The 20,920-nt window shown below is 64.6% G+C and carries 20 protein-coding genes; 9 read left to right on the forward strand and 11 right to left on the reverse strand.

All coding sequences use genetic code 11. From position 1 onward, the window contains the following. The first annotated feature begins 6 nt into the window (after window positions 1-6). Together nth and BGI01S_RS19250 are read left to right on the forward strand one after the other, a co-directional pair. A complete protein-coding gene (gene nth, locus BGI01S_RS19245; RefSeq protein WP_042327582.1) occupies window positions 7-651 on the forward strand; it encodes an endonuclease III in 645 nt (214 codons plus the stop codon). Window positions 652-773: 122 nt separating this feature from the next. After that, window positions 774-1,208 (forward strand): DUF1841 family protein, encoded by a 435-nt coding sequence (locus BGI01S_RS19250; RefSeq protein WP_042327583.1) that lies wholly within the window; start codon window positions 774-776, stop codon window positions 1,206-1,208. A 120-nt stretch (window positions 1,209-1,328) separates the two neighbouring features. Here the strand turns inward: BGI01S_RS19250 and BGI01S_RS19255 are convergent, their stop codons facing one another. Continuing rightward, window positions 1,329-1,712: a c-type cytochrome gene (locus BGI01S_RS19255; protein WP_042327584.1), complete on the reverse strand. Its 384-nt coding sequence runs from the start codon at window positions 1,710-1,712 to the stop codon at window positions 1,329-1,331. Window positions 1,713-1,771: 59 nt separating this feature from the next. After that, window positions 1,772-2,140 (reverse strand): c-type cytochrome, encoded by a 369-nt coding sequence (locus tag BGI01S_RS19260; protein WP_042327585.1) that lies wholly within the window; start codon window positions 2,138-2,140, stop codon window positions 1,772-1,774. Window positions 2,141-2,634: 494 nt separating this feature from the next. Between BGI01S_RS19260 and BGI01S_RS19265 the strand changes: the two genes are divergently transcribed. From BGI01S_RS19265 to BGI01S_RS19285, 5 genes are all read left to right on the forward strand, one after another. Beyond that, the gene (locus BGI01S_RS19265; protein WP_042327586.1) at window positions 2,635-3,477 is read left to right on the forward strand and encodes an AAA family ATPase; all 843 of its coding nucleotides are present in this window, start codon (window positions 2,635-2,637) and stop codon (window positions 3,475-3,477) included. 166 nt (window positions 3,478-3,643) lie between these two features. Further along, entirely contained in the window at window positions 3,644-4,819 is a 1,176-nt protein-coding gene (locus BGI01S_RS19270; RefSeq protein ID WP_042327587.1) for a vWA domain-containing protein, read from the forward strand. A gap of 74 nt (window positions 4,820-4,893) precedes the next feature. After that, window positions 4,894-6,114 (forward strand): benzoate/H(+) symporter BenE family transporter, encoded by a 1,221-nt coding sequence (locus tag BGI01S_RS19275; RefSeq protein WP_042327588.1) that lies wholly within the window; start codon window positions 4,894-4,896, stop codon window positions 6,112-6,114. A 294-nt stretch (window positions 6,115-6,408) separates the two neighbouring features. Continuing rightward, window positions 6,409-7,362, forward strand: coding sequence for a transaldolase (gene tal / locus BGI01S_RS19280; RefSeq protein ID WP_042327589.1), 954 nt, complete (start codon window positions 6,409-6,411; stop codon window positions 7,360-7,362). Window positions 7,363-7,638: 276 nt separating this feature from the next. Further along, complete coding sequence (locus BGI01S_RS19285; protein WP_042327590.1) at window positions 7,639-8,058, forward strand: VOC family protein; 420 nt, start codon at window positions 7,639-7,641, stop codon at window positions 8,056-8,058. 14 nt (window positions 8,059-8,072) lie between these two features. Here the strand turns inward: BGI01S_RS19285 and BGI01S_RS19290 are convergent, their stop codons facing one another. The 6 genes from BGI01S_RS19290 to BGI01S_RS19315 form a co-directional block, all read right to left on the reverse strand. Beyond that, on the reverse strand, window positions 8,073-9,197 hold the full coding sequence (locus BGI01S_RS19290; protein WP_174447423.1) for an FUSC family protein: 1,125 nt from the start codon (window positions 9,195-9,197) through the stop codon (window positions 8,073-8,075). A gap of 128 nt (window positions 9,198-9,325) precedes the next feature. Continuing rightward, window positions 9,326-10,876 (reverse strand): monocarboxylate uptake permease MctP, encoded by a 1,551-nt coding sequence (gene mctP / locus BGI01S_RS19295; RefSeq protein WP_042327591.1) that lies wholly within the window; start codon window positions 10,874-10,876, stop codon window positions 9,326-9,328. Continuing rightward, the gene (locus BGI01S_RS19300; protein WP_042327592.1) at window positions 10,876-11,115 is read right to left on the reverse strand and encodes a DUF3311 domain-containing protein; all 240 of its coding nucleotides are present in this window, start codon (window positions 11,113-11,115) and stop codon (window positions 10,876-10,878) included. The genes mctP and BGI01S_RS19300 overlap by 1 nt, the downstream gene beginning before the upstream one ends. Window positions 11,116-11,727: 612 nt before the next feature. Further along, window positions 11,728-12,660, reverse strand: coding sequence for a class I SAM-dependent methyltransferase (locus BGI01S_RS19305; RefSeq protein ID WP_042327593.1), 933 nt, complete (start codon window positions 12,658-12,660; stop codon window positions 11,728-11,730). Beyond that, window positions 12,657-13,133, reverse strand: coding sequence for a DNA-deoxyinosine glycosylase (locus BGI01S_RS19310; RefSeq protein WP_042327594.1), 477 nt, complete (start codon window positions 13,131-13,133; stop codon window positions 12,657-12,659). The genes BGI01S_RS19305 and BGI01S_RS19310 overlap by 4 nt, the downstream gene beginning before the upstream one ends. Further along, on the reverse strand, window positions 13,133-13,858 hold the full coding sequence (locus tag BGI01S_RS19315) for a chorismate--pyruvate lyase family protein (RefSeq protein WP_042327595.1): 726 nt from the start codon (window positions 13,856-13,858) through the stop codon (window positions 13,133-13,135). The genes BGI01S_RS19310 and BGI01S_RS19315 overlap by 1 nt, the downstream gene beginning before the upstream one ends. 241 nt (window positions 13,859-14,099) lie before the next feature. Between BGI01S_RS19315 and BGI01S_RS19320 the strand changes: the two genes are divergently transcribed. Then, window positions 14,100-14,603 carry an OmpA family protein gene (locus BGI01S_RS19320; protein WP_042327596.1) on the forward strand — a complete coding sequence of 168 codons (504 nt, stop codon included), beginning with the start codon at window positions 14,100-14,102 and terminating at the stop codon, window positions 14,601-14,603. 114 nt (window positions 14,604-14,717) lie between these two features. Here the strand turns inward: BGI01S_RS19320 and BGI01S_RS19325 are convergent, their stop codons facing one another. After that, window positions 14,718-16,550: a hypothetical protein gene (locus tag BGI01S_RS19325; protein ID WP_042327597.1), complete on the reverse strand. Its 1,833-nt coding sequence runs from the start codon at window positions 16,548-16,550 to the stop codon at window positions 14,718-14,720. Window positions 16,551-16,893: 343 nt separating this feature from the next. On the opposite strand from BGI01S_RS19325, the gene BGI01S_RS19330 reads away from it, so the two are divergent. After that, entirely contained in the window at window positions 16,894-17,115 is a 222-nt protein-coding gene (locus tag BGI01S_RS19330) for a hypothetical protein (RefSeq protein ID WP_042327749.1), read from the forward strand. 124 nt (window positions 17,116-17,239) lie between these two features. Here the strand turns inward: BGI01S_RS19330 and htpG are convergent, their stop codons facing one another. Both htpG and BGI01S_RS19340 read right to left on the reverse strand, forming a co-directional pair. Further along, window positions 17,240-19,138 carry a molecular chaperone HtpG gene (gene htpG, locus BGI01S_RS19335; RefSeq protein WP_042327598.1) on the reverse strand — a complete coding sequence of 633 codons (1,899 nt, stop codon included), beginning with the start codon at window positions 19,136-19,138 and terminating at the stop codon, window positions 17,240-17,242. A 123-nt stretch (window positions 19,139-19,261) separates the two neighbouring features. Continuing rightward, window positions 19,262-20,716: an aminotransferase-like domain-containing protein gene (locus tag BGI01S_RS19340; RefSeq protein ID WP_042327599.1), complete on the reverse strand. Its 1,455-nt coding sequence runs from the start codon at window positions 20,714-20,716 to the stop codon at window positions 19,262-19,264. Window positions 20,717-20,920: the final 204 nt, after the last annotated feature.

Raw genomic sequence — 20,920 nt, forward strand, 5'->3', positions numbered from 1 at the left:
CGCCGCATGAACGCGAACAAACGCCGCGCCATCTACGAAACGCTTCAGAGCCTCAACCCGCATCCGACCACCGAGCTCGAATACACGACGCCGTTCGAACTGCTGATCGCCGTGCTGTTGTCGGCGCAAGCCACGGACGTGTCGGTCAACAAGGCGATGCGCAAGATGTTCCCGGTCGCGAATACGCCGCAGCAGGTGTTCGATCTCGGCGAGGAAGGCGTGACCGGCTACATCAAGACGATCGGCCTGTACCGGACCAAGGCGAAGAACGTGATCGCGACCTGCCGCATTCTGCTCGACCAGTACGGCGGCGAAGTGCCCGAGGATCGCGAGGCGCTCGAAAGTCTGCCGGGAGTGGGCCGTAAAACGGCCAACGTGATCCTGAACACGGCGTTCGGTCATCCGACCATCGCAGTGGATACGCATATCTTTCGGGTTGCCAATCGAACCGGGCTCGCGCCCGGCAAGGACGTCCGCGCGGTCGAAGCGGCGCTGGAGAAATTCACGCCCGCCGAGTTCAGGCAGGACGCGCATCACTGGCTGATCCTGCACGGCCGTTATGTGTGCAAGGCGCGCCGCCCCGAATGCTGGCATTGCGTGATCGAGCCGCTGTGCGAGTTTCGCCCGAAGACGCCGCCGCCGGATCTCTAGGCCCTAAGCCGCACCTGGCGGCGCGGCGCGGCGTCAGCAGCGCGCGCCGCCGCGGCGTAAAATGCTCGCCTGCGCGCCCGCCTCGCACACCGCCCTCTCCACTCCAACGCACCGGTTCCACGATGTTCAATCCCAGCCGCGACGAAGTCCGTCTCTTTTTCACCGACACCTGGCGCAAGCAGCGTCAAGGCGAGATTCTGACGCCGCTCGAAGCGATCGCCGCCGACTGGATCGTCGAGCATCCCGAGTACCATGCGGACCTGAACGATAGCGGCGCCGCCCAGGCGCAGGACTACTCGCCCGAGCGCGGCCAGACCAACCCGTTCCTGCATCTGTCGATGCATCTGGCAATCACCGAGCAGTTGTCGATCGACCAGCCGCCGGGCATTCGCGCGGCGCACGAGCGGCTTGCGTCCCGCCTCGGCTCGACGCACGAAGCGCAGCACGCGATCATGGATTGCCTCGGCGAAACCATCTGGGAAGCGCAGCGCACCGGTACGCCGCCGGATACGGACGCTTACCTTCAGCGGATCGAGCGGCGCGCGACACGCGATTGAGGGCGAGGCGCCTCGGCTCGTATCGCTGCGCCGCCCCCCAAAACAAAACACCCCGCCGGGGCGGGGTGTCGTTCGAATCTCAAAGCTGCGAGCCGATTCCGCTCGCGTCACGCGACGCGCTTACTTCTTCTGCACCAGATCGCCGTTCAGCGATTCGATATAAGCCGCGAGGTCTTTCATGTCGCTTTGCGACAGGCTCTGCACCTGCGCCTGCATGATCGCGTTGTTGCGACCGAGGTGCGGGTTGCCCACGCCCATCTGATACTGGCGCAGCGCCCAGTAGATGTAATCGGAATGCTGGCCCGCGAGCTTCGGATACTCCGGGCTCACCGGCTTGTTCAGGTTGACGCCGTGGCATGCCGCGCAGTTGTGGCTGTCGGACAGCACCTTGCCGTTGCCGGCGTCGGCGGCATGCGCGACGTTCGCTGCAACCAGACCGATCACTGCCGCCGACGCGCATGCAGCCTTGAACACCGTGTGGAGTGCCTGTTGGGGCTTAATCATGAATTCTCCTATCCCGCGAATAGTGATAGCCGGGTGACTGGATGGATGACCGCGGCCGATCACTTGTCGGGATTATTTTTCGAAGCGGAATTTTGCGCCGCGTAGTAGGCGGCGATGTCGGCAATGTCCTGGTCCGACAGCGAGACGGCGATGGCGTGCATCGTCTCGAAATGGCGGTCGCCCTTCTTGTAGCCACGCAACGCGTTTTCGAGGTATGCCTGATTCTGGCCGCCGAGCATCGGCACGCGGTAGACCTCGGGATAAGCCGTGCGGTATTCGGGGATGCCGTGACAGCCAATACACATCGCGACCTTGGCCTGCCCCGCCTTGGCGTTGCCGACGACATCCGCTGCCTGTGCGCTGGCCGTATAGCCCGCAAGCACCGACAGCGCTGCGATCACGACGTGTTTGCCGACGAATTTATTCATAGCATGTAACCTGGCTTGAGGGGAGACGGGCGCCCAAAAAGGCAACGGCCCGCGCCGTTCTTCTTATAGGGTAGCCACGCAGGCCAAAAAAATCGGACTGATTGTACCGCGACGCCGCGCCGCACGTCCACCGCGCGGGGCCGGCGCGGGCGCCCGCCGACCGTGCCGCCGCGGCCGCCGCCGCTTTGCTCCGCGACACCCGCCGTGCAAGGCCCGGCCGGCGCGCGAGGGTTCCGTTCACCCGGTTCGAACCGCTAACGCATCCGGCGAACACGCCTCAAACGGGCACAGGGTGAACCCGTAGCAGGCATCAACCCGGCATGCGAACGAACCGTTCGCGCACCGCGTGCAACTGCATCCGGCACCCGCCCGCCGCGCGACCCAACGGACCGCATAGCGGACGTCACCGCGGCTCACACCATACGCGAGCCGGTTTCAGGCCAACAGGTCTTCTGACTTATACTGGGTTTTTTCCCGGACAAGAGCAGCTCGCCATGCGTTTCGAAGGCTCATCGCAGTACGTCGCCACCGACGACCTCAAGCTCGCGGTCAACGCCGCGATGACGCTGAAGCGCCCGTTGCTGATCAAGGGCGAACCGGGCACGGGCAAGACCATGCTCGCCGAAGAGGTCGCCGCCGCGCTCGGCATGCCGCTGATGCAGTGGCACATCAAGTCCACCACCAAGGCCCAGCAGGGTCTGTACGAGTACGATGCGGTATCGCGCCTGCGCGATTCGCAACTCGGCGACGAGCGCGTCAAGGACATCCGCAACTACATCGTCAAGGGCGTGCTGTGGCAGGCGTTCGAGTCGGACGAGCAAACGGTGCTGCTGATCGACGAGATCGACAAGGCCGACATCGAATTCCCGAACGACCTGCTGCGCGAACTCGACCGCATGGAGTTCTACGTGTACGAGACGCACGAGTTGATCCGCGCCAAACAGCGCCCGCTCGTGATCATCACGTCGAACAACGAGAAGGAGCTGCCCGACGCGTTCCTGCGCCGGTGCTTCTTCCACTACATCAAGTTTCCCGATCCGGTCACGATGCAGCAGATCGTCGAGGTGCACTACCCCGGCATCAAGAAGGAACTGCTCGCCGCGGCCATGCAGAGCTTTTTCGAACTGCGCAACGTCGCGGGGCTGAAGAAGAAGCCGTCCACGTCGGAGCTGCTCGACTGGCTCAAGCTGCTGCTCGCGGAAGACATTCCGCCGGAAGCGCTGCGCTCGTCGGACCAGAAGCAGATCATTCCGCCGCTGCACGGCGCGCTGCTGAAAAACGAGCAGGACGTGAGTCTGTTCGAGCGGCTGATCTTCATGAATCGCAACAACCGTTGATTGGACACGCCTGATCGTTGCGCGGCGCACGCGGGTCGAATCCGTGCCCGTCGCCCGACGCGCCGCACTCGCCCTTCGCGGCGCGGCAACTATTTCGCAGGGACGGAGTCAGCGCCCAGGCGCTGCTCCCGTCGACACCCATGAAGGGTGGGACCGGAGACACAGCATGCTGATCGATTTCTTCTATTCGCTGCGCGCCGCGAAATTGCCGGTGTCGGTGAAGGAATACCTGACGCTGCTCGAAGCGCTCAAAGCCAATGTGATCGCGCCGTCGCTCGACGAGTTCTATTACCTCGCACGCATCACGCTGGTCAAGGACGAGCAGTATTTCGACAAGTTCGATCAGGCGTTCGGCGCGTATTTCAACGGCGTCGCGCAAGCGTCGGAACTGGCCTTCGACGTCCCGCTCGACTGGCTGAAGAAGAAGCTGCAACGCGACCTGTCGCCGGAAGAGAAAGCGCAGATCGAAGCGATGGGCGGCCTCGACAAGCTGATGGAGCGCCTCAAGGAGCTGTTCGACGAACAGAAAGAGCGCCACGAAGGCGGCAGCAAATGGATCGGCACGGGCGGCACGTCGCCGTTCGGCAATGGCGGCTACAACCCGGAAGGCGTGCGCATCGGCGGCGACGCGGCGGGCAATCGCACGGCCGTGAAGGTGTGGGAAGCGCGCGCGTATCGCGACTACGACGACCAGGTCGAAATCGGCACACGTAACATCAAGGTCGCGCTGCGCCGTTTGCGCCGCTTCGCACGCGAAGGCGCCGCCGAAGAGCTCGACCTGCCCGACACGATCCGCAGCACCGCCGCGAACGCCGGCTGGCTCGACCTGAAGATGGTGCCGGAGCGGCACAACAAGGTGAAGGTGCTGATGCTGCTCGACGTGGGCGGCTCGATGGACGACCACATCAAGCGCACCGAAGAACTGTTCTCCGCCGCGAAGGCCGAGTTCAAGCATCTCGAGTTTTATTACTTCCACAACTGCGTGTACGACTTCCTGTGGAAGAACAACCGCCGCCGCCACGCCGAGCGCATGCCGACGTGGGACGTGCTGCACAAATTCACGCCCGACTACAAGCTGATCTTCGTCGGCGACGCGACGATGAGCCCGTACGAAGTGCTGCAACCGGGCGGCTCGGTCGAATACAACAACGCCGAAGCCGGCGCAGTCTGGCTGCGCCGTCTCGCGGATCACTTCCCGCATCACGCGTGGCTCAATCCCGAACCGGAAGGTTTGTGGGCGTACCGGCAATCGGTCAGCGCGATCCGCGAAGTGCTCGGCCACCGGATGTACCCGCTCACGCTCGCCGGGCTGGAGACCGCGATGCGCACGCTGAGCAAATAGCGCGGTTCAAATAGCGCTGTTGCATCGGCGGTCTCGCTGTCACGCATTACCCTCAACTATAAAAAAGCATCTGCATGAGCCTTTCTTCATCGCCCCAGTTGTCCCCCGCCGACACGCCGACGAGGCGCCCCAATCCTCTCGCCGACACGTCGCTGTCCACCGTCGTCGCCGGCTTCGTCGCGATGATGACCGGCTACACCAGTTCGCTCGTGCTGATGTTCCAGGCGGGCCAGGCCGCGCATCTGAGCGCTGCGCAGATTTCATCGTGGATCTGGGCGCTGTCGATCGGCATGGCCGTTTGCACGATCGGCCTGTCGCTGCGCTTTCGCGCGCCGATCGTGATCGCATGGTCGACGCCCGGCGCGGCGCTGCTGGTGTCGTCGCTGCCGCATGTCGCGTATCCGGAGGCGATCGGCGCGTTCATCGTGTGCGCGGCGCTGCTGACCGTGGTCGGCTTGACCGGCTGGTTCGATACACTGATGAAGAAGATTCCCGCCGGCATCGCGTCGGCGTTGCTGGCGGGCATTCTGTTCGAGATCGGCATCGAAATTTTCCGCGCCGCGCAGTTCCAGACCGCGCTCGTGCTGACGATGTTCTTCACCTACCTGATCGTCAAGCGGCTCGCGCCGCGCTATGCGATCGTCACGACGCTGATCGTCGGCACGGCCGCGGCCGGCGCGCTCGGGCTGCTCGACTTTAGCCACTTTCACGTCGCGCTCGCGCATCCGGTGTTCACGCCGCCGGTGTTCTCGGTGGCCGCCAGCGTGAGCATCGGGATTCCGCTGTTCGTCGTGGCGATGGCCTCGCAGAACGTGCCGGGCATCGCGGTGCTGCGCGCGGACGGCTACACCACGCCGTCGGCGCCGCTGATCTCGACGACAGGCATCGTGTCGCTGCTGCTCGCGCCGTTCGGCTCGCACGGCATCAATCTTGCGGCGATCACGGCGGCGATCTGCACCGGACCCGAAGCGCATGAAAACCGCGACAAGCGCTATACCGCCGCAGTGTGGGGCGGCATTTTCTATCTGCTCGCCGGCATTTTCGGCGCGACCATCGCCGCGCTGTTCGCGGCTTTGCCGAAGGCGCTGGTGGTGTCGGTCGCGGCGCTCGCGCTGTTTGGCTCGATCATGAGCGGCCTCGCCAACGCGATGCAGGACGTGAAGCAGCGCGAGGCGGCGCTGGTGACGTTCATGGTGACGGCCTCGGGGCTCACGTTGCTGTCGATCGGCTCGGCGTTCTGGGGGCTGGTGGCGGGCGTGCTGACGCAACTGATGCTGAACGCGCGGCGCCGGTGATGGGCTTGCGGCTTGCTTCGCTATACGAACCACGCTGCAACACGCATGCTCTGCCGTCGCTCCAACTCCGCGAGAAAACCCGTGAACGGATCGCCCAGGCCAACTGTCAATACCGGATCAGGCGATCCGCCATAGAATAGATGCATCCGGCAGCGCTTCCTGGCGATATTTCCGGCAACATCGCGGGCAGCGCTGCAGCGTGACCCGCGGCCGCCGGCGCTGACGCAGTCCTGTCAGCCCGGCGGCGACCTCATTTCTCCTGAACCACGGCGCGCGCGCCCTGAAGGCTCGAACATGACAACCGCACTCGATCAACTCAAGCAATACACCACCGTCGTCGCCGATACCGGCGACTTCCAGCAGCTCGCCCAGTACAAGCCGCAGGACGCGACCACCAATCCGTCTCTGATCCTGAAGGCCGTGCAGAAAGACGATTACCGGCCGCTGCTCGAAAAAACCGTGAAAGCGCACGCGTCGAAACCCGTCGGCGCGATCATCGATCAGTTGCTGATCGCATTCGGCACCGAAATCCTCAAGATCATCCCGGGCCGCGTGTCGACCGAAGTCGACGCGCGCCTGTCGTTCGACACGGAAGCGTCGATCGCCAAGGGCCGCGAACTGATCGCGCTGTACAAGGACCACGGCATCGGCCGCGAACGCGTGCTGATCAAGCTGGCGTCGACGTGGGAAGGCATCCGCGCGGCCGAAGTGCTGCAGAAGGAAGGCATCCACTGCAACATGACGCTGCTGTTCTCGCTCGCCCAGGCCGCGGCCTGCGCCGAAGCGGGCGCGCAACTGATCTCGCCGTTCGTCGGCCGCATCTACGACTGGTACAAGAAGAACGCCGGCAGCGCGTGGGACGAAGCGAAAGACGGCGGCGCCAACGATCCGGGCGTCAAGTCGGTGCGTCGCATTTACGCGTACTACAAGAAGTTCGGCTACAAGACCGAGGTGATGGGCGCGAGCTTCCGCACACCGGGTCAGATTCTGGAACTGGCCGGTTGCGATCTGCTGACCATCAGCCCGGATCTGCTGCAGAAACTGCACGAGAGCACCGACAAGGTCGAGCGCAAGCTGTCGCCGGAAATGGCGAATGACGCGAACATCGAGCGCGTGCCGGTCGACGAAGCGTCGTTCCGTTTCCTCGTCAACGACGAAGCGATGGCCACCGAAAAGCTCGCCGAAGGCATCCGCGCATTCGCCGCGGACGCGGTCAAGCTGGAGAAGCTGATCGAAGCGCTGCGTTAAGCCCCGCTTCGCGCCTGACCGCGCGCGCCGCGTGATGCACGCGGCCGACGCGGCCAATCGAGCGGCCCTGGACCTCGCGGTTCAGGGCCGCTCGCCGTTTACGGTCCGACGCTACGACTTCCGGACGCGCCCGCGCCCGCTATCTCCTACGCGACCTTCCTACGCAATAACGTCACAATCCACACCGCGACAGACGACTACAATCGTCTTCACGTCCGCTTCCGTCGCCGTCATTCGAGGCGCGACGGTGCGGCCAACCTGTTCCGGGAGACGATCATGGAAGTTCAGCCCTACGTATTTTTCAACGGACGTTGCGAGGAAGCGCTCGACTATTACCGCGAGAAGCTCGGCGCCGAGGTCACCTTCAAGATGCGCTACAAGGAAGCACCGCCGGATGCGGCGAACCAGCCTCGCCCCGGACTCGAAGACAAGATCATGCACTCGAACGTGCGGATGGGTTCAACCTCGTGGATGGCGTCCGATGGCAACTGCGATCCCGCCGCCGCGCCGATGAGCGGCTTCAGCCTGTCGCTGACGGCCGACGACGCCGCGTCCGCCGAACGCTACTTCAGCGCACTGGTCGACGGTGGCCAGGTGGTGATGCCGTTTCAGCCGACGTTCTGGAGCAAGGGCTTCGGGATGGTGGTGGACCGCTTCGGTCTGATGTGGATGGTGACGGTCCCGGACAAGCCTTAAAGCGCTATCGCGACCTACCCCTTCAACAAACTCCGCGAACGTCGCTCGATATTCCAGTTCGGCTCGGTCTCCAGCAACAGTGCGCGTAGCCGCTCCACCTGCTCCGCAAGCCGCTGCCCGAGCCAATACGGCCCCTGCAAATCGGGCGGCATCTTGAGCGCCGCGTCGCCGGACGCTTGTCCTGACGGCGACGCAGCCGGAATACCGAACTGCGTCGCGCGCCCAAAGCGCAGCGCTCGCGCGATCGCCAGCAGGGTCGCCCGCACCGCGCGGACCTCGACGCCGCATCGCTCGGCATACGCGGCGCGCGCCGCCGCGTCGGCGTGCATCAGCGGACCGGTCGCGAGCAATTCCAGCGCGCTGAGCACCGAGCGATGCAGTCGCTGGATCTCTTCGAGCTTCGCCTGCGGCACGTCGATTTCCTTCGCCACCGACGGCATCAGCGAGCGCAACTGGACCAGCCGTTTGTTGATCTGCAGAAAACGCTTGACCTGTTCTTCCTCGCTGATCGTCTGGCCTTCCAGCAGCCGCGCGTAGATCGACGCGCATTCGCGCAGATTGGCCGCGAGCCCGTAGCGCCACGAATACGTCGCGTGCAGCGGCAACGCGAACGAAAACGCCAGCGCGATCACGATGCCGATCAGGACATTCAGCGTGCGCCATAGGCCGACATCGATCAGGTTGTCGCCGTGACCCGCGACGATGCACATCGTGATCGCGGTCAGGAGGCCGATATAGCCGGACGAGCCGATCGCGAACCACGCGCAGATCGACGCGACGATCGCCATCAGCACATAGGTGAGCGGCAGCGAGCCGACGAAATTCTGCTGCACGATCAGCAGCAGTCCGATCGACGCTCCAAGCAGCGTCCCCGCCGCGCGCTCGGCCGCCTTCTTGCGGATATTGCCGTGATGCTGCAAGCCGCCGATCACCACCAGCAGCGTCACCGACGACCAGATGCCGTGCGGAATGTCGATGCCGGTGGTCGCGAGGATCGAAACCAGCATCGCGAGCCCGACGCGCAGGCTGTGCAGCACCTTCGCGTGCCGGTAGCGGTAGTAAGGCGAGCTCACCGCGCGGACCATCCGGCCGAGCGCCGAGCGGCGGGGAATCACGGTATGGGAATCGGCAGAAGCCATGGCGGCGCGACCCACGCGGTAGAGGACAGTTTCGCTATCCTGCCCTGGAGCGGCCGATAAAGACAAACGCCCGCAAACTTTCGTCGGCGGGCGCTGCGTTTTTCAGGCATATCGGGTACGCCGTCGATTCAACCTTCGACCACGTCCAGATAGTCTTCCGGGTGCGTGCGGTCTTCGCCGCGCTGCATGCCGAACGCACGCACCAGCAGGCTCACCACGACGGACACCACCAGGTTCACGATCAGCGACCACACCGCCGCATAGCCCGGAATCGCCATGCCGAACAGGTGGATCGTGAAGATCGAGCTGGCAAGTTTCAGCGAAATCGCCATCCACGTGCCGGTGGCGATGCCGACCGCCCAGCCCACCAGCAGGCCGCGATAGTCGAGCACGCGCGTGTACAGACCCAGCACGATGGCCGGCAGCGTCTGAATGATCCAGATCCCGCCGAGCAGTTGCAACTGGATCGCGTACGTGAGCGGCAGGCCGAGAATGAACGCGACCGCGCCGACCTTGACGATCAGCGACACCAGCTTCGCGACGTTGGTCTCCTGCTCGTGCGTCATGTTGCGGTTGATGAACTCCTTGTGCACGTTGCGCGTGTACAGGTTGGCGGCCGCAATCGACATGATCGCCGCCGGCACCAGCGCGCCGATACCGATCGCCGCGAACGCCACGCCGACGAACCACGATGGGAAGAAGTGCAGGAACAGCGCCGGCACCGCGAAGTTCGGACCGAAGGCCTTGAAGTACGGCGCGAATTCCGGCATGTCCTTCACGCCGGCCGCGAGCGCCATGAAGCCGAGCAGCGCGAGCAGGCCGAGCACCAGCGAATAGGCCGGCAGCAGCGCCATGTTGCGCCGGATCGTGTTGCCCGACTTCGACGACAGCACCGCTGTGATCGAGTGCGGATACAGGAACAGCGCGAGCGCCGAACCCACCGCGAGTGTCGCGTACGCACTATAGCCGTTCAGGCTCGACACGTCCGGCGACTTCAGCAGCAGCTTGGCCGGCGGCACCACGCCGAAAATATGGCCGAAGCCGCCCAGTTGCGGCGGGATCACGATGATCGCGGCGAAGATCGTCACGTAGATCAGGATGTCCTTGACCACCGCGATCATCGCCGGCGCGCGCAGGCCCGACGTGTACGTGTACGCGGCGAGGATCGCGAACGCGATGATCAGCGGCAGATCGCCGACGAAGCCCTTGGTATCGAAACCGAGCGCGCCGATCACCACTTCGATGCCGACCAGTTGCAGCGCGATGTACGGCATGGTCGCGACGATGCCGGTAACGGCGATCGCCAGCGCGAGCATGCGGCTGCCATAGCGCGCGGACACGAAGTCCGCCGACGTCACGTAGCCGTGACGCTTGGCGATGCTCCACAGTTTCGGGAACACGACGAACGCGAACGGATAGATCAGGATCGTGTACGGCAACGCGAAGAAACCGGTTGCCCCCGCGCCGAACACCAGCGCCGGCACCGCGATGAACGTGTACGCGGTGTACAGGTCGCCGCCCAGCAGGAACCACGTGACGATGGTGCCGAAGCGCCGGCCGCCGAGGCCCCACTCTTCCAGATGGGCGAGATCGCCGCGCCGCCAGTGGGCCGCGACAAAGCCGAGAATGGTGACGCCGATGAAAAACAGAACGAAGACGAAAGTTGCGGTGGCGTTCATTATCGTGCGTCCCCTTGCGGACGGCCCGTATAGCGCGATTTGGTCTTGAAGTACACGAGCGCCGTGATGACGGCGCTGATCAGCACCCACAGGAGCTGATACCAGTAGAAGAACGGGAAGTCGAACAGCTGCGGTTCGATCCTGTTGTATGACGGCACCCAGATCATTGCGATCCAGGGCAGCAGCAGCAACCAGAGCCAGTGCTTGCTGGCCTTGTTCGCGTCGGCGTCGTGAGCCATGACGTCTCCTCTTTCCTATTTTTGAATTTGTCGGCCCGTGTCTTTGACGGGAAGTGGATCCCACGGCGGGTAGCCACGGGCGCCCCGAAGAAAGCTCCGAAAGAGTATAGGAGCCGCGAACGCGCGGTCAAGCAGGGACGACCCGAGGCGCGACGGCGCTTTGCAACGGGGACATGCGCGATGGATTAAGGCTGGGAGCTCATGCGCGGAGGCGCGGCGATGACGTCGAAGGGATCGCGAGGACCGGGAGTGCCGCTTGCTGCGGGCGGTGCGTGCCCTGCTGGTGCGGCGGCGGGAGAAGGTCTCGCCGCGCTGCGTGTCCAGGCAGGCGAGCGCAATTGCGCAAAAGGCTGCCGGAGCGTCGGTCCAAGCGGCGCTTCGCGGGGGGCGTTTAGCTTGACGAGGGCGATTGCCGCCCATTGTGGTGGAATGCTTCGGTGTTGCTTTGCTGCTATCGCGTTGCTTCGCGATTGCTTTGCTGCCGCGTTGCTGTTGCCTGGACGCAGTGAGCAACCAGAGTGCCCGAAGAATGACGAAGCTTCAGCCTCCTTCGCGCCCCGTCATGCCCGCTGCAAGCGGCCGCGACTCATACGAGCCCGGCCGCCCCAATGCTTAGATCGAGAACGACGCGCCGTTCTGCCCCGTCGATTCCTGGATACCCTTGATCCACTTGCGCGCCGGCAAGCCGAGCTCCGTTTCGATCAGCTTCGCGCGCGTTTGCAGTGCGGTGAACGGCACGTCGAGCGCCGGGCCCGAGAACGCGATCGCGATGCGATTGCCGTCGTGCACTTCCGGCAACGCGATCACGCGGCCGTCGAACGCTTCGTTCAGGCGCTTCATGTTGCGCACGAAGCTCGGATGATCGCCGAACAGATTCACCGTCACCACGCCCGCGTCGGTCAGACACGCACGCGCCGCGCGATAGAAGCCGACGCTGTCGAGCACCGGGCCGCGCGCGGTCGCGTCATAGACGTCGATCTGCAATGCGCCGATCGTGCCGTGATTCGCGCGGTCGTTGACGAAGTCCCACGCGTCGGTTTCGTGCACGGTCAGACGCGCGTCGTCGTGCGGCAGTTCGAACATCGTGCGCGCGGCCACCACGACCGCCGGGTTCACCTCGACCGCCTCGACCTTCGCGCGCTTCAGGAAACGGTGCGCGAACTTGGTCAGCGCCGCCGCGCCCAGACCGAGCTGGACGATGCGCTTCGGCGTTTCGAGGAACAGCAGCCAGGCCATCATCTGCTGCGCGTATTCGAGTTCGATGTGATCCGGCTTGCGCAGACGCATCGCGCCTTGCACCCATTCCGTGCCGAAATGCAGGAAGCGCACGCCGCCCTCTTCCGAGAACGTCACCGGGGCAAAACGCGGCTTGCGCGGCGCTTCGATTTGCGGCGCGTCGTGCAGATCGTCGAGCGACGCGCGCTTGTTGCGCGTGTTTTTCTGCGCGCTTTTCTGCGCAGTTTTCTGATAACCGGCGACCGCGTCGTTGTCACGGTTACGGAAGGCACGCGCCTCGGCCGAAGCGCGCTTGATCAATTTCGTCATGTGAGGATGTCGCGCCAGAGACGCAATTTTTGGTCGAACGAGAGCATAGCATTCGCCGGACTCGACGAAGGCAATACCAGGGTGGCGTAGCCCGCCGCGCCGATCACCGGTGCGAAGCGGCCGGCCGTCTTGCCGTTAAAGCAGACTTTCCTGAGCAACGGCGCATGCTCACGGAGCGAATCGAAATCATTCGGTTGCGCGTGGCGAATCGCCGAATCGAGGCTGCCTTCGCGATGGCACGCGTCGAGCACGTCCCAGATGCCGATACCATGAGCGAGCACGCGAGTGAGGCGCTCTTCGTAGGGCAGCTCGTGCAGTGAAGGTTCGTCGAGCACTGCGCCGAGCAGACGCCAGAACTGGTTGCGCGGATGCGCGTAATACTGCGTCGCGGCCAGCGACGCTTCTCCGGGAAAGCTGCCCAGAATCAGCGTGTGCGTCTGCGCGGCAACGACGGGAGGAAAGCCGCGCAGCATCAGCGGCTCCGTTGGTCGGACGGACGCGGCGCGGGATGCGCACGCGATGCGGTGTGGTCGAGCGCGCGGCCGTGTTCGCGTATGCGCGGTGACGTGGTGTGTGACGCGTGCGCAGTCGAAGCCCCGTCGCCTGAACCGTCCGCCTCGCCCGCCCCACGCGAAGAAGACGCGGACGCCAGATGCGCCCACAGCGCCGGCAACATGCACTCGGTCACCATCAGCGGCGCGCCGTGACGCTCGAACACCGAGCGGCGCGCGACCAGCGCGTGCGGCCGCATGCCGTCGATCTCCGGCGCCGCCAACCGGTACAGCGGATGCCGCGCGCCCACCCTGCGGCTCACCAGCGACGAACGCGCGACGCTACTGTCGCTATACAGCAGTTCGGCGAGCGGCCGCGTGCGCAAGCGCCGCGTGGCTTGCCACACGCCGACGCTCGCCGCGCGCGGCGTCACGCTATGCGCGGCGACGAACGGCACACCGTCCACCGACAACACCACTTCACGAACCCACACGGGCGCACGCGGCGCAACACCGAGCGCGGCGGCTTCGTCGGCCCAGGGCAGCGCAATGCTTTCGCGCGTGACGCGCACCGCCACCGCGCCGAGCGTGCGCAGATGGGCGGTCAGTGAACCGCCGCGGGTCAACCAGTCTTTCTGGGCGGCGCTGAAGCCGGGTAAGGGCGCGACGCGCCAGTGGGCGTCTGCGGCATCGAAACGGATAGACATGGTGTCGGATTATAACGGCGCGGCCAGCCGGCAATGTCCCGCGCGGCTGTGCTTCGCTGCGTGTCGTTCCGGCGACACCCGCATGAATGTCGACGCATCTCAACCCGCTTACTGTTTTCGGACGCGGCTGATTCCTCCTGTCAGCGACGCGCGATAAAACCTTCATGCCTGAACAAAGTGGGCGGCGCGTCCGCGTTCAGCGGACGCGCCACACAATCGGATAATCAAGGAGAAAAAGAAGATGAAAACTTTCCTGGGCGCAACGGCCTGCGCGTTGTCGGTGTTGCTGATCGCGGGCTGCGCCGCGCCGCTCAATCGCGATACGGAAACCTCGCTGAACAAGGCGGTCGGCATCGAGGTGGCGCGAGTCGCGGACGGTGTCGCGGTCAAGCTGCCCGAAACCGCATTGTTCGATTTCAACAAGTCCGAAGTGCGCGCCGACTCGGGTGCGGTTGTCGACCGTTCCGCTGTGCTACTTAAGCGCAGCAAGAAGCCGATCGTCGTCGAAGGCTATACCGACAATGTCGGCACGCTGGAATACAACCAGCAGTTGTCCGAAGCGCGTGCAACCTCGGTAGGCTACGCGCTGGTCACACGCGGCGTCGCGCAAGACCGCATCCGCACGAAGGGCAACGCGTACAACAATCCGGTGGCGAGCAACGATACGCCCGAAGGCCGCGCATTGAACCGCCGTACGGAGATCATCGTGCGCGGTGAGACGCTTGAGACGTTGATGGGCAAGTAAGCAGGCATCGGCTGTCAGGCGGGCACGCGCGTGTGTTGCGTGCGTGCCCGCCTCACACCGTGAACGGCCAGCGCGAATTGACCGAACGACGCGCGCGTGCCGATGCCCGTCCGTTCACCGCGCGACCGCATGCGTCGCGCGTGTACGCCGCCCGGCGGCGATCATCTTCTGCAACCGCTCCGCCACCCGCTCGACCACCGGCGCCCACCGTGCCGGCTGCGGCTGCCTGAACAAATCGACCGAGTCATACCACGGCTGCGTTTCCTCATTGCCCCACGACCAGTGCGACACGTGATCGAGCATCGCGAACACCGTATGCCCTAGCGCGCCGCCCAGATGCAGTGGCGCGCTGTCGATGGTCACCAGCGCATCGAGCGCGCCGAGTTGTGCGGCGACATCCTCGAAACCGGCCTCGTAGCTCCCGGTCAGATCGTATAAGCGATAGCCCTGCGCAGCGAGCGCCGCCACATCGGCGTGGCGTCCCGGCGTGAGCGGATAGAACGCGACGTCGGGCAGCTTGAGCAGCGGCGCGAGCGCGTCCAGCGGAATCGAGCGCTTCGCATCGCGCCGATGCGTCGGGCTGCCAGACCACACGAGGCCAACGCGCCGCCGGACCTCCGGCGCGCACGCAGTGACCCGTGCGCGCCACGCCGCCACCTTCCTCGCATCGGCGCGCAGATACGGCGCGCCGTGCACCTCGTGCGGCTGCAGATCCAGCATGAGCGGCAAGCTCATCATCGGCAACGCGTAGTCCGGCTGACCGAGCGGCCCGTCTTCGATCGACACGCAATCGGCGTAAAAGCGCGCGGCCAGCGGCTGCAACGCGCGCCGCACGGCGAGCACGAGCCGGCCGCCTTCGTCGCGCACGCGTGCGGCCAGTTGGGGCACGAAGCGCAGCATCTGGATGTCGTCGCCGCAGCCCTGCTCGCTGTGCACGACAAGCGTCCTGCCAGCAAGCGCCTCGCCTTGCCAGCGCGGACACAGGCGCGCCATCACGGCGATGATGTTGTGCGACTCGCGGTCTTCGCGCGCCAGCCTCGCGAGTGCACGCGGCCACGCTTGCGTCCATGCGCCGCGCCGCAACTCCAGGTCGGCGAGATCGATCGAGGCCTGCACCGCGCCCGCCTCGACGGCGAGCGCCGCGTGCAGTGCCGTTTCGCTTTCGTCGTAGCGCGCCTGCTCGCCGAGATACATGCCGATCGCGGCCAGCACCTCCGCGTTGCCGGGCGCGAGCGCGTCCACCGCGCGCATGGTCGCCTCCGCGCCCGCCGCGTCGTTGCACTGCCATTGCGCGTGGCTCAGCTGCCACGCCATTTCCGCGTCGGCCGGCTGCTGTGCGAGTGCTTCGCGGCAGAGGTGCTTGATCGCGGGCCAATCGCGTATCTCGCGCAACGCCAGCACGAGTTGCAACGGCAACGCGGGATCGAGCGCCGGGTCGAGCGCATACGCGCGCAACAGCGCCGCGCGACGCTCGGCCCGTGAGGCCGTGTCGGGCTGCGCCGCCAGCACGATCGCCAGCCACCATGGCGCGCGCGCGTCACGCGGCGCGAGGCGTTCGTACGCACGCAGCATGTGCGCAGCCGCCGAGTGCGCACCGCAATGCTCGGTCAGCCAGACGATCCACTCGCGCGTCGCCGCCAGCGCCTGCGTGGCCGCCGCCAGTTCGCTGTGGCGCTGCGCGGTGTCGGCGTGGCCGAGCGCGTCGGCAAACAACGCGAGCCGCGCATGGCGCGCGCCGCTCGCGTCCGCTTGCGCCTGCGATGCACTGTGATACGCCGCCTCGAAATAGCCGGCGCTCGCGCACAGATCGGCGTGCAGTTGCGGCGTGATGCCTGTGGCGACGAGTTCGAGCGCGCGCCGGGCGGCGGCGTCGAAACCCTGCTCGCGCTGGAGCGACCACAGCAGATGAATCGAATCGATCGGCTGCGCCTGGACAGAGTCGGACATGGGGCTTCGAGCGGTTTCGCGCGGGTGGGTCATGGTGTTATTACACCGCGCGAGGGTATCGTCAGAAATAAGAATTGGCGGATAAATAGCTTAAAAATGGCAAACAATTCTTCAAGCTTCTTAACGAAAAAAGCCCCGACATAAGACAAATCCAAATTACATCTAGAAGCGACTTGATCTCAATTTATGGTCGTTGATTAGTTTTAGTTAGTTAACCATAATGAATTTAAATCGACGCGAAAAGAAGTTCCGGGAGCCGATCTGTTCGACCGTCAACATCAGGGAGTCCGTTTTGAACACCGACAATCTTGCAGAAACATCCGATCGTCTGGCCCGTCTCGCGATGCTCGTCCTGCAACGCACCGGCGCCTCGTACGAGGAGAAAGAGCTCGCCGGCTCGGCATTGGCGCAGCACCACACGTCGAAGCAGACCAGCAAGGCGATCGGCAGTCTCGCGGCCAAAGTGCTCGGCGACCCTACGTCGAGCTACGAGGCCAAAGAACTGGCCGGCTGCGTGCTGACGCAAGTGCGTCATTTCCAGGGGTCGGCTTCCGCCGCTCAGTAGCCGCTCAGTAAGCGGAACCCGCGTCGGCACCGTCGCGCTGGGCAAAAAAAAATGCGCTGCCGAAGCAGCGCATTTTCAGGCACGAGCGTCAGTACGACACTATCGGCTCAAGCCAGTTTCAACCTCAACTCGCGCGAGCCAGCAGCAACGCATTGGTGCGCTTCACGAAGCTCGCCGGATCTTCCAGCGCGCCGCCTTCGGCAAGCAAAGCCTGATCGAACAACAGATGGCACCAGTCGTCGAAGTTCGCGCTGTCCGCGTGCAAGCCCTTCACCAACGCGTGCTCCGGATTCACTTCGAGAATCGGGTGGAACGACGGCGCCTGCTGACCCGCGGCCTTCAGCATGCGTTGCAGATAGCCGCTCATTTCGCCATCGTCGGCGACGAGGCACGACGGCGAGTCGGTCAGGCGGAACGTCAAACGAACGTCCTTCGCCTTGTCCTTCAGCGCTTCCTTCATCTTCTCGACCAGCGGCTTGAACTCTTCGCCCACCTTCTCCTGCGCCTGCTTTTCCTCGTCGTTCAACGCGCCCAGATCGAGATCGCCGCGCGCCACGCTTTGCAGCGGCTTGCCGTCGAATTCGTTCAGATACGACAGCATCCACTCATCGACGCGATCGGTCAGCAGCAGCACTTCCACGCCCTTCTTGCGGAACACTTCGAGATGCGGGCTGTGGGTGGCCGCCTGCCAGGTGTCGGCGGTGACGTAGTAGATCTTGCTTTGCTCGGGCTTCATGCGCGCGACGTAGTCGGCCAGCGACACCGTCTGCTCCGGCGTTTCCGTATGCGTCGACGCGAAACGCACGAGCTTCGCGACGCGCTCGCGATTCGCAAAGTCTTCGCCGATGCCTTCCTTCAGCACCTGGCCGAATTCCTTCCAGAAGCCGGCGTACTTTTCCTTGTCTGCGTCATTGTCCGAGTTGGCCAGTTCTTCGAGCATCGACAGCGAACGCTTGGTCACGCCTTCGCGGATCGCCTTCACGTCACGGCTCTCCTGCAGGATTTCGCGCGACACGTTCAGCGGCAGATCGCTCGAATCGACCACGCCCTTCACGAAACGCAGATACGTGGGCAGCAGTTGCTCGGCGTCGTCCATGATGAACACGCGCTTCACGTACAGCTTCAGGCCGCCGCGCTGCTCGCGGTTCCACAGATCGAACGGTGCGTGGGCCGGCACGTACAGCAGTTGCGTGTATTCGCTGCGGCCTTCCACACGGTTATGCGTCCACGTGAGCGGGTCCTGATGATCGTGCGCGAGGTGCTGGTAGAACTGCTTGTACTGCTCTTCGGTGATGTCGTTCTTCGAGCGGGTCCACAGCGCGCTCGCCTGATTGACGGTCTCGTCCTCGTCCTTCGCGACCATCGCGCGCTTTTCCGCGTCCCACTCTTCCTTCTGCATCAGAATCGGCAGCGCGACGTGGTCCGAGTACTTCTGGATGATCGACTTCAGGCGATGCGCCGACAGCAGATCGTCTTCATCGGCACGCAAATGCAGCGTGATGGTGGTGCCGCGCGCCGCGCGGTCGATCTGCTCGACCGCGAAGTCGCCCTCGCCCGCGCTTTCCCAGCGCACGCCTTCCGAAGCCGGCAAACCGGCGCGGCGCGTTTCGACCGTGATCTTGTCCGCGACGATAAAGCCCGAGTAGAAGCCGACGCCGAACTGGCCGATCAGCGCCGCATCTTTCTGCTGGTCGCCGGAGAGCTTGCCGAAGAATTCCTTGGTGCCCGAGCGCGCGATCGTGCCGAGGTTCGCGATCGCTTCGTCGCGGCTCATGCCGATGCCGTTATCGTCGAGCGTGATGGTCCGCGCGTCCTTGTCGAACGACACGCGAATTCGCAGGTTCGGATCGTTCTCGTACAGCGCGCTGTTTTCGATCGCTTCGAAGCGCAGCTTGTCGGCCGCGTCGGAGGCGTTGGAAATCAGCTCGCGCAAAAAGATTTCCTTGTTGCTGTACAGCGAATGGATCATCAGTTGCAGAAGCTGTTTCACTTCTGCCTGAAAGCTCATGGTTTCTTGTGCCATGGTCGGACTTCCTCTCTGTTGCGAATGGGGTTCAGGTCAGGCATTGCGGGACCGCCGGATTGCCGGCCAAAGGTCTTCCGGCCAGCGGATCGTCCGCCTAACTGGGGGCGTTCCGGCGCGGTTTCAAGAGGCGCGCCGCGCGACGCTGTCGAGATAGCGGCACAGGAACGTCGCCAGTTCCGGATCGCCGCAGTTGGCGATATTGAAGCGCATCCAGGTGGTCGGCGACTGCTGTGGAGAAAACAGACTGCCGGGCGTCAACAGGAAGCCGGCCTCGTGACCGGCCGCCGCCAGCGCGCCCGCGTCGACGCCCGTATCGACCCATACGAACATCCCGGCCGAGGGCGTCAGAAACAGCTTCATGCCGGTCTTTTCCAGCATCCGCACGGACTTTTCGCGCACGCCGTCGAGCCGCGCGCGCACCCGTTCGACGTGGCGCCGATAGTGGCCCTCGGTCAAAATCTTGTACAGCACGCGCTCGTTGAGTTCGGGGCTCGTCATGCCGACCAGCATCTTCTGATTGCTGACTGCCGTCGCCACTTCCGGCGCGCATGCGATGAAGCCGACGCGCAGATTCGGCGCGAGCGTCTTCGAAAAGCTGCCGAGGTAGATCACGCGCTTCAACTGGTCGAGACTCGCGAGCCGCGTACCCGGCTGGCTCGGCGGGCACAGATCGCCGTAGATATCGTCCTCGACGACGATGAAGTCGTACGCTTCGGCGAGGCGCAATATGCGGAACGCCTGGGCCGCCGTCAGCGACGTGCCGGTCGGATTCTGCAGCACCGAGTTGATCACCAGCATTTTAGGCCGCCACGTCTGAACCAGCGTTTCGAGCGCATCGAGGTCGGGGCCGTCCGGCGTGTACGGCACGCCGACCAGCCGCGCGCCTTGCGACGCGAAGCAGCCGAACATCTGGAACCAGGCCGGATCGCCGACGATCACCGCATCGCCCGGCTTCACGTAGATGCGTGAGATCAGGTCGATCGCCTGCGTGACGCCCGACACCATCACGATCTGCTCCGGCGACGCGCCGATCTCCAGCTCCTCGAGCCGCGTCTGCAATTGCTGGCGCAGCGGCAGAAAGCCCTGCGGCGTGCCGATGCCGAGCATCTGCGCGCCGCTTTGCCGGCCGAGCGTGCGCAGCGCGTTGGTGATCAGGTCGCCGTCGAGCCAGCGCGCGGGCAGATAACCGAGGCCGGGACTGCGCTCGGGCCGCGCGCCGGTGTACAGCATGTTGCGCAACAGCCAGACCACGTCGATCTTGGTCGGCGCGGGCGCTCCCTCCACGTGCGGGCGCATCTCCATCGCGGCCGCGCCGCTCAACCGCTCGCGCACGTAAAAGCCGGAGCCGCGCCGCGACTCCAGATACCCCTGCGCGACCAGCCGCTCATACGCCTCGACCACCGTGAAGCGCGACACGCCTTTGTCGAGCGCAAGCTTGCGGATCGACGGCATGCGCATGCCGGGGCGAAACACGCGCTCGTCGATCCGCCGGCATGCCCACTGGACGAGCTGCTCGACCAGCGTGAGCGCTGACGTGTCGTGCGGAGCGGGAATCTGGGCTAGCGAAACGGACATGGCGGACTCCAACTGTACCGAATAGTATCGAGGCGATTGTACCGTTACTGTGCCGATCGCCGCCGCTACATTTGAGAACAACAAAGGAAGGTGACGCAACGCGAATCCGGGTAGGGCAACGGTCCCGCCGCTCGCGGGCGATCCGGTAACCCCAGTCTCCACACCCTCCGCATGGCCCGCCGATCCGGCAAACGGTTATGCTTA

Origin of the sequence: Paraburkholderia ginsengisoli NBRC 100965 (assembly GCF_000739735.1) — a bacterium.
GTDB lineage: Bacteria > Pseudomonadota > Gammaproteobacteria > Burkholderiales > Burkholderiaceae > Paraburkholderia > Paraburkholderia ginsengisoli.

Coding starts and splice junctions, on each gene's coding strand:
- nth (WP_042327582.1), top strand. CDS start 7: ATGAACGCGAACAAACGCCGCGCCATCTACGAAACGCTTCAGAGCCTC.
- BGI01S_RS19250 (WP_042327583.1), top strand. CDS start 774: ATGTTCAATCCCAGCCGCGACGAAGTCCGTCTCTTTTTCACCGACACC.
- BGI01S_RS19255 (WP_042327584.1), bottom strand. CDS start 1,712: ATGATTAAGCCCCAACAGGCACTCCACACGGTGTTCAAGGCTGCATGC.
- BGI01S_RS19260 (WP_042327585.1), bottom strand. CDS start 2,140: ATGAATAAATTCGTCGGCAAACACGTCGTGATCGCAGCGCTGTCGGTG.
- BGI01S_RS19265 (WP_042327586.1), top strand. CDS start 2,635: ATGCGTTTCGAAGGCTCATCGCAGTACGTCGCCACCGACGACCTCAAG.
- BGI01S_RS19270 (WP_042327587.1), top strand. CDS start 3,644: ATGCTGATCGATTTCTTCTATTCGCTGCGCGCCGCGAAATTGCCGGTG.
- BGI01S_RS19275 (WP_042327588.1), top strand. CDS start 4,894: ATGAGCCTTTCTTCATCGCCCCAGTTGTCCCCCGCCGACACGCCGACG.
- tal (WP_042327589.1), top strand. CDS start 6,409: ATGACAACCGCACTCGATCAACTCAAGCAATACACCACCGTCGTCGCC.
- BGI01S_RS19285 (WP_042327590.1), top strand. CDS start 7,639: ATGGAAGTTCAGCCCTACGTATTTTTCAACGGACGTTGCGAGGAAGCG.
- BGI01S_RS19290 (WP_174447423.1), bottom strand. CDS start 9,197: ATGGCTTCTGCCGATTCCCATACCGTGATTCCCCGCCGCTCGGCGCTC.
- mctP (WP_042327591.1), bottom strand. CDS start 10,876: ATGAACGCCACCGCAACTTTCGTCTTCGTTCTGTTTTTCATCGGCGTC.
- BGI01S_RS19300 (WP_042327592.1), bottom strand. CDS start 11,115: ATGGCTCACGACGCCGACGCGAACAAGGCCAGCAAGCACTGGCTCTGG.
- BGI01S_RS19305 (WP_042327593.1), bottom strand. CDS start 12,660: ATGACGAAATTGATCAAGCGCGCTTCGGCCGAGGCGCGTGCCTTCCGT.
- BGI01S_RS19310 (WP_042327594.1), bottom strand. CDS start 13,133: ATGCTGCGCGGCTTTCCTCCCGTCGTTGCCGCGCAGACGCACACGCTG.
- BGI01S_RS19315 (WP_042327595.1), bottom strand. CDS start 13,858: ATGTCTATCCGTTTCGATGCCGCAGACGCCCACTGGCGCGTCGCGCCC.
- BGI01S_RS19320 (WP_042327596.1), top strand. CDS start 14,100: ATGAAAACTTTCCTGGGCGCAACGGCCTGCGCGTTGTCGGTGTTGCTG.
- BGI01S_RS19325 (WP_042327597.1), bottom strand. CDS start 16,550: ATGTCCGACTCTGTCCAGGCGCAGCCGATCGATTCGATTCATCTGCTG.
- BGI01S_RS19330 (WP_042327749.1), top strand. CDS start 16,894: ATGCTCGTCCTGCAACGCACCGGCGCCTCGTACGAGGAGAAAGAGCTC.
- htpG (WP_042327598.1), bottom strand. CDS start 19,138: ATGGCACAAGAAACCATGAGCTTTCAGGCAGAAGTGAAACAGCTTCTG.
- BGI01S_RS19340 (WP_042327599.1), bottom strand. CDS start 20,716: ATGTCCGTTTCGCTAGCCCAGATTCCCGCTCCGCACGACACGTCAGCG.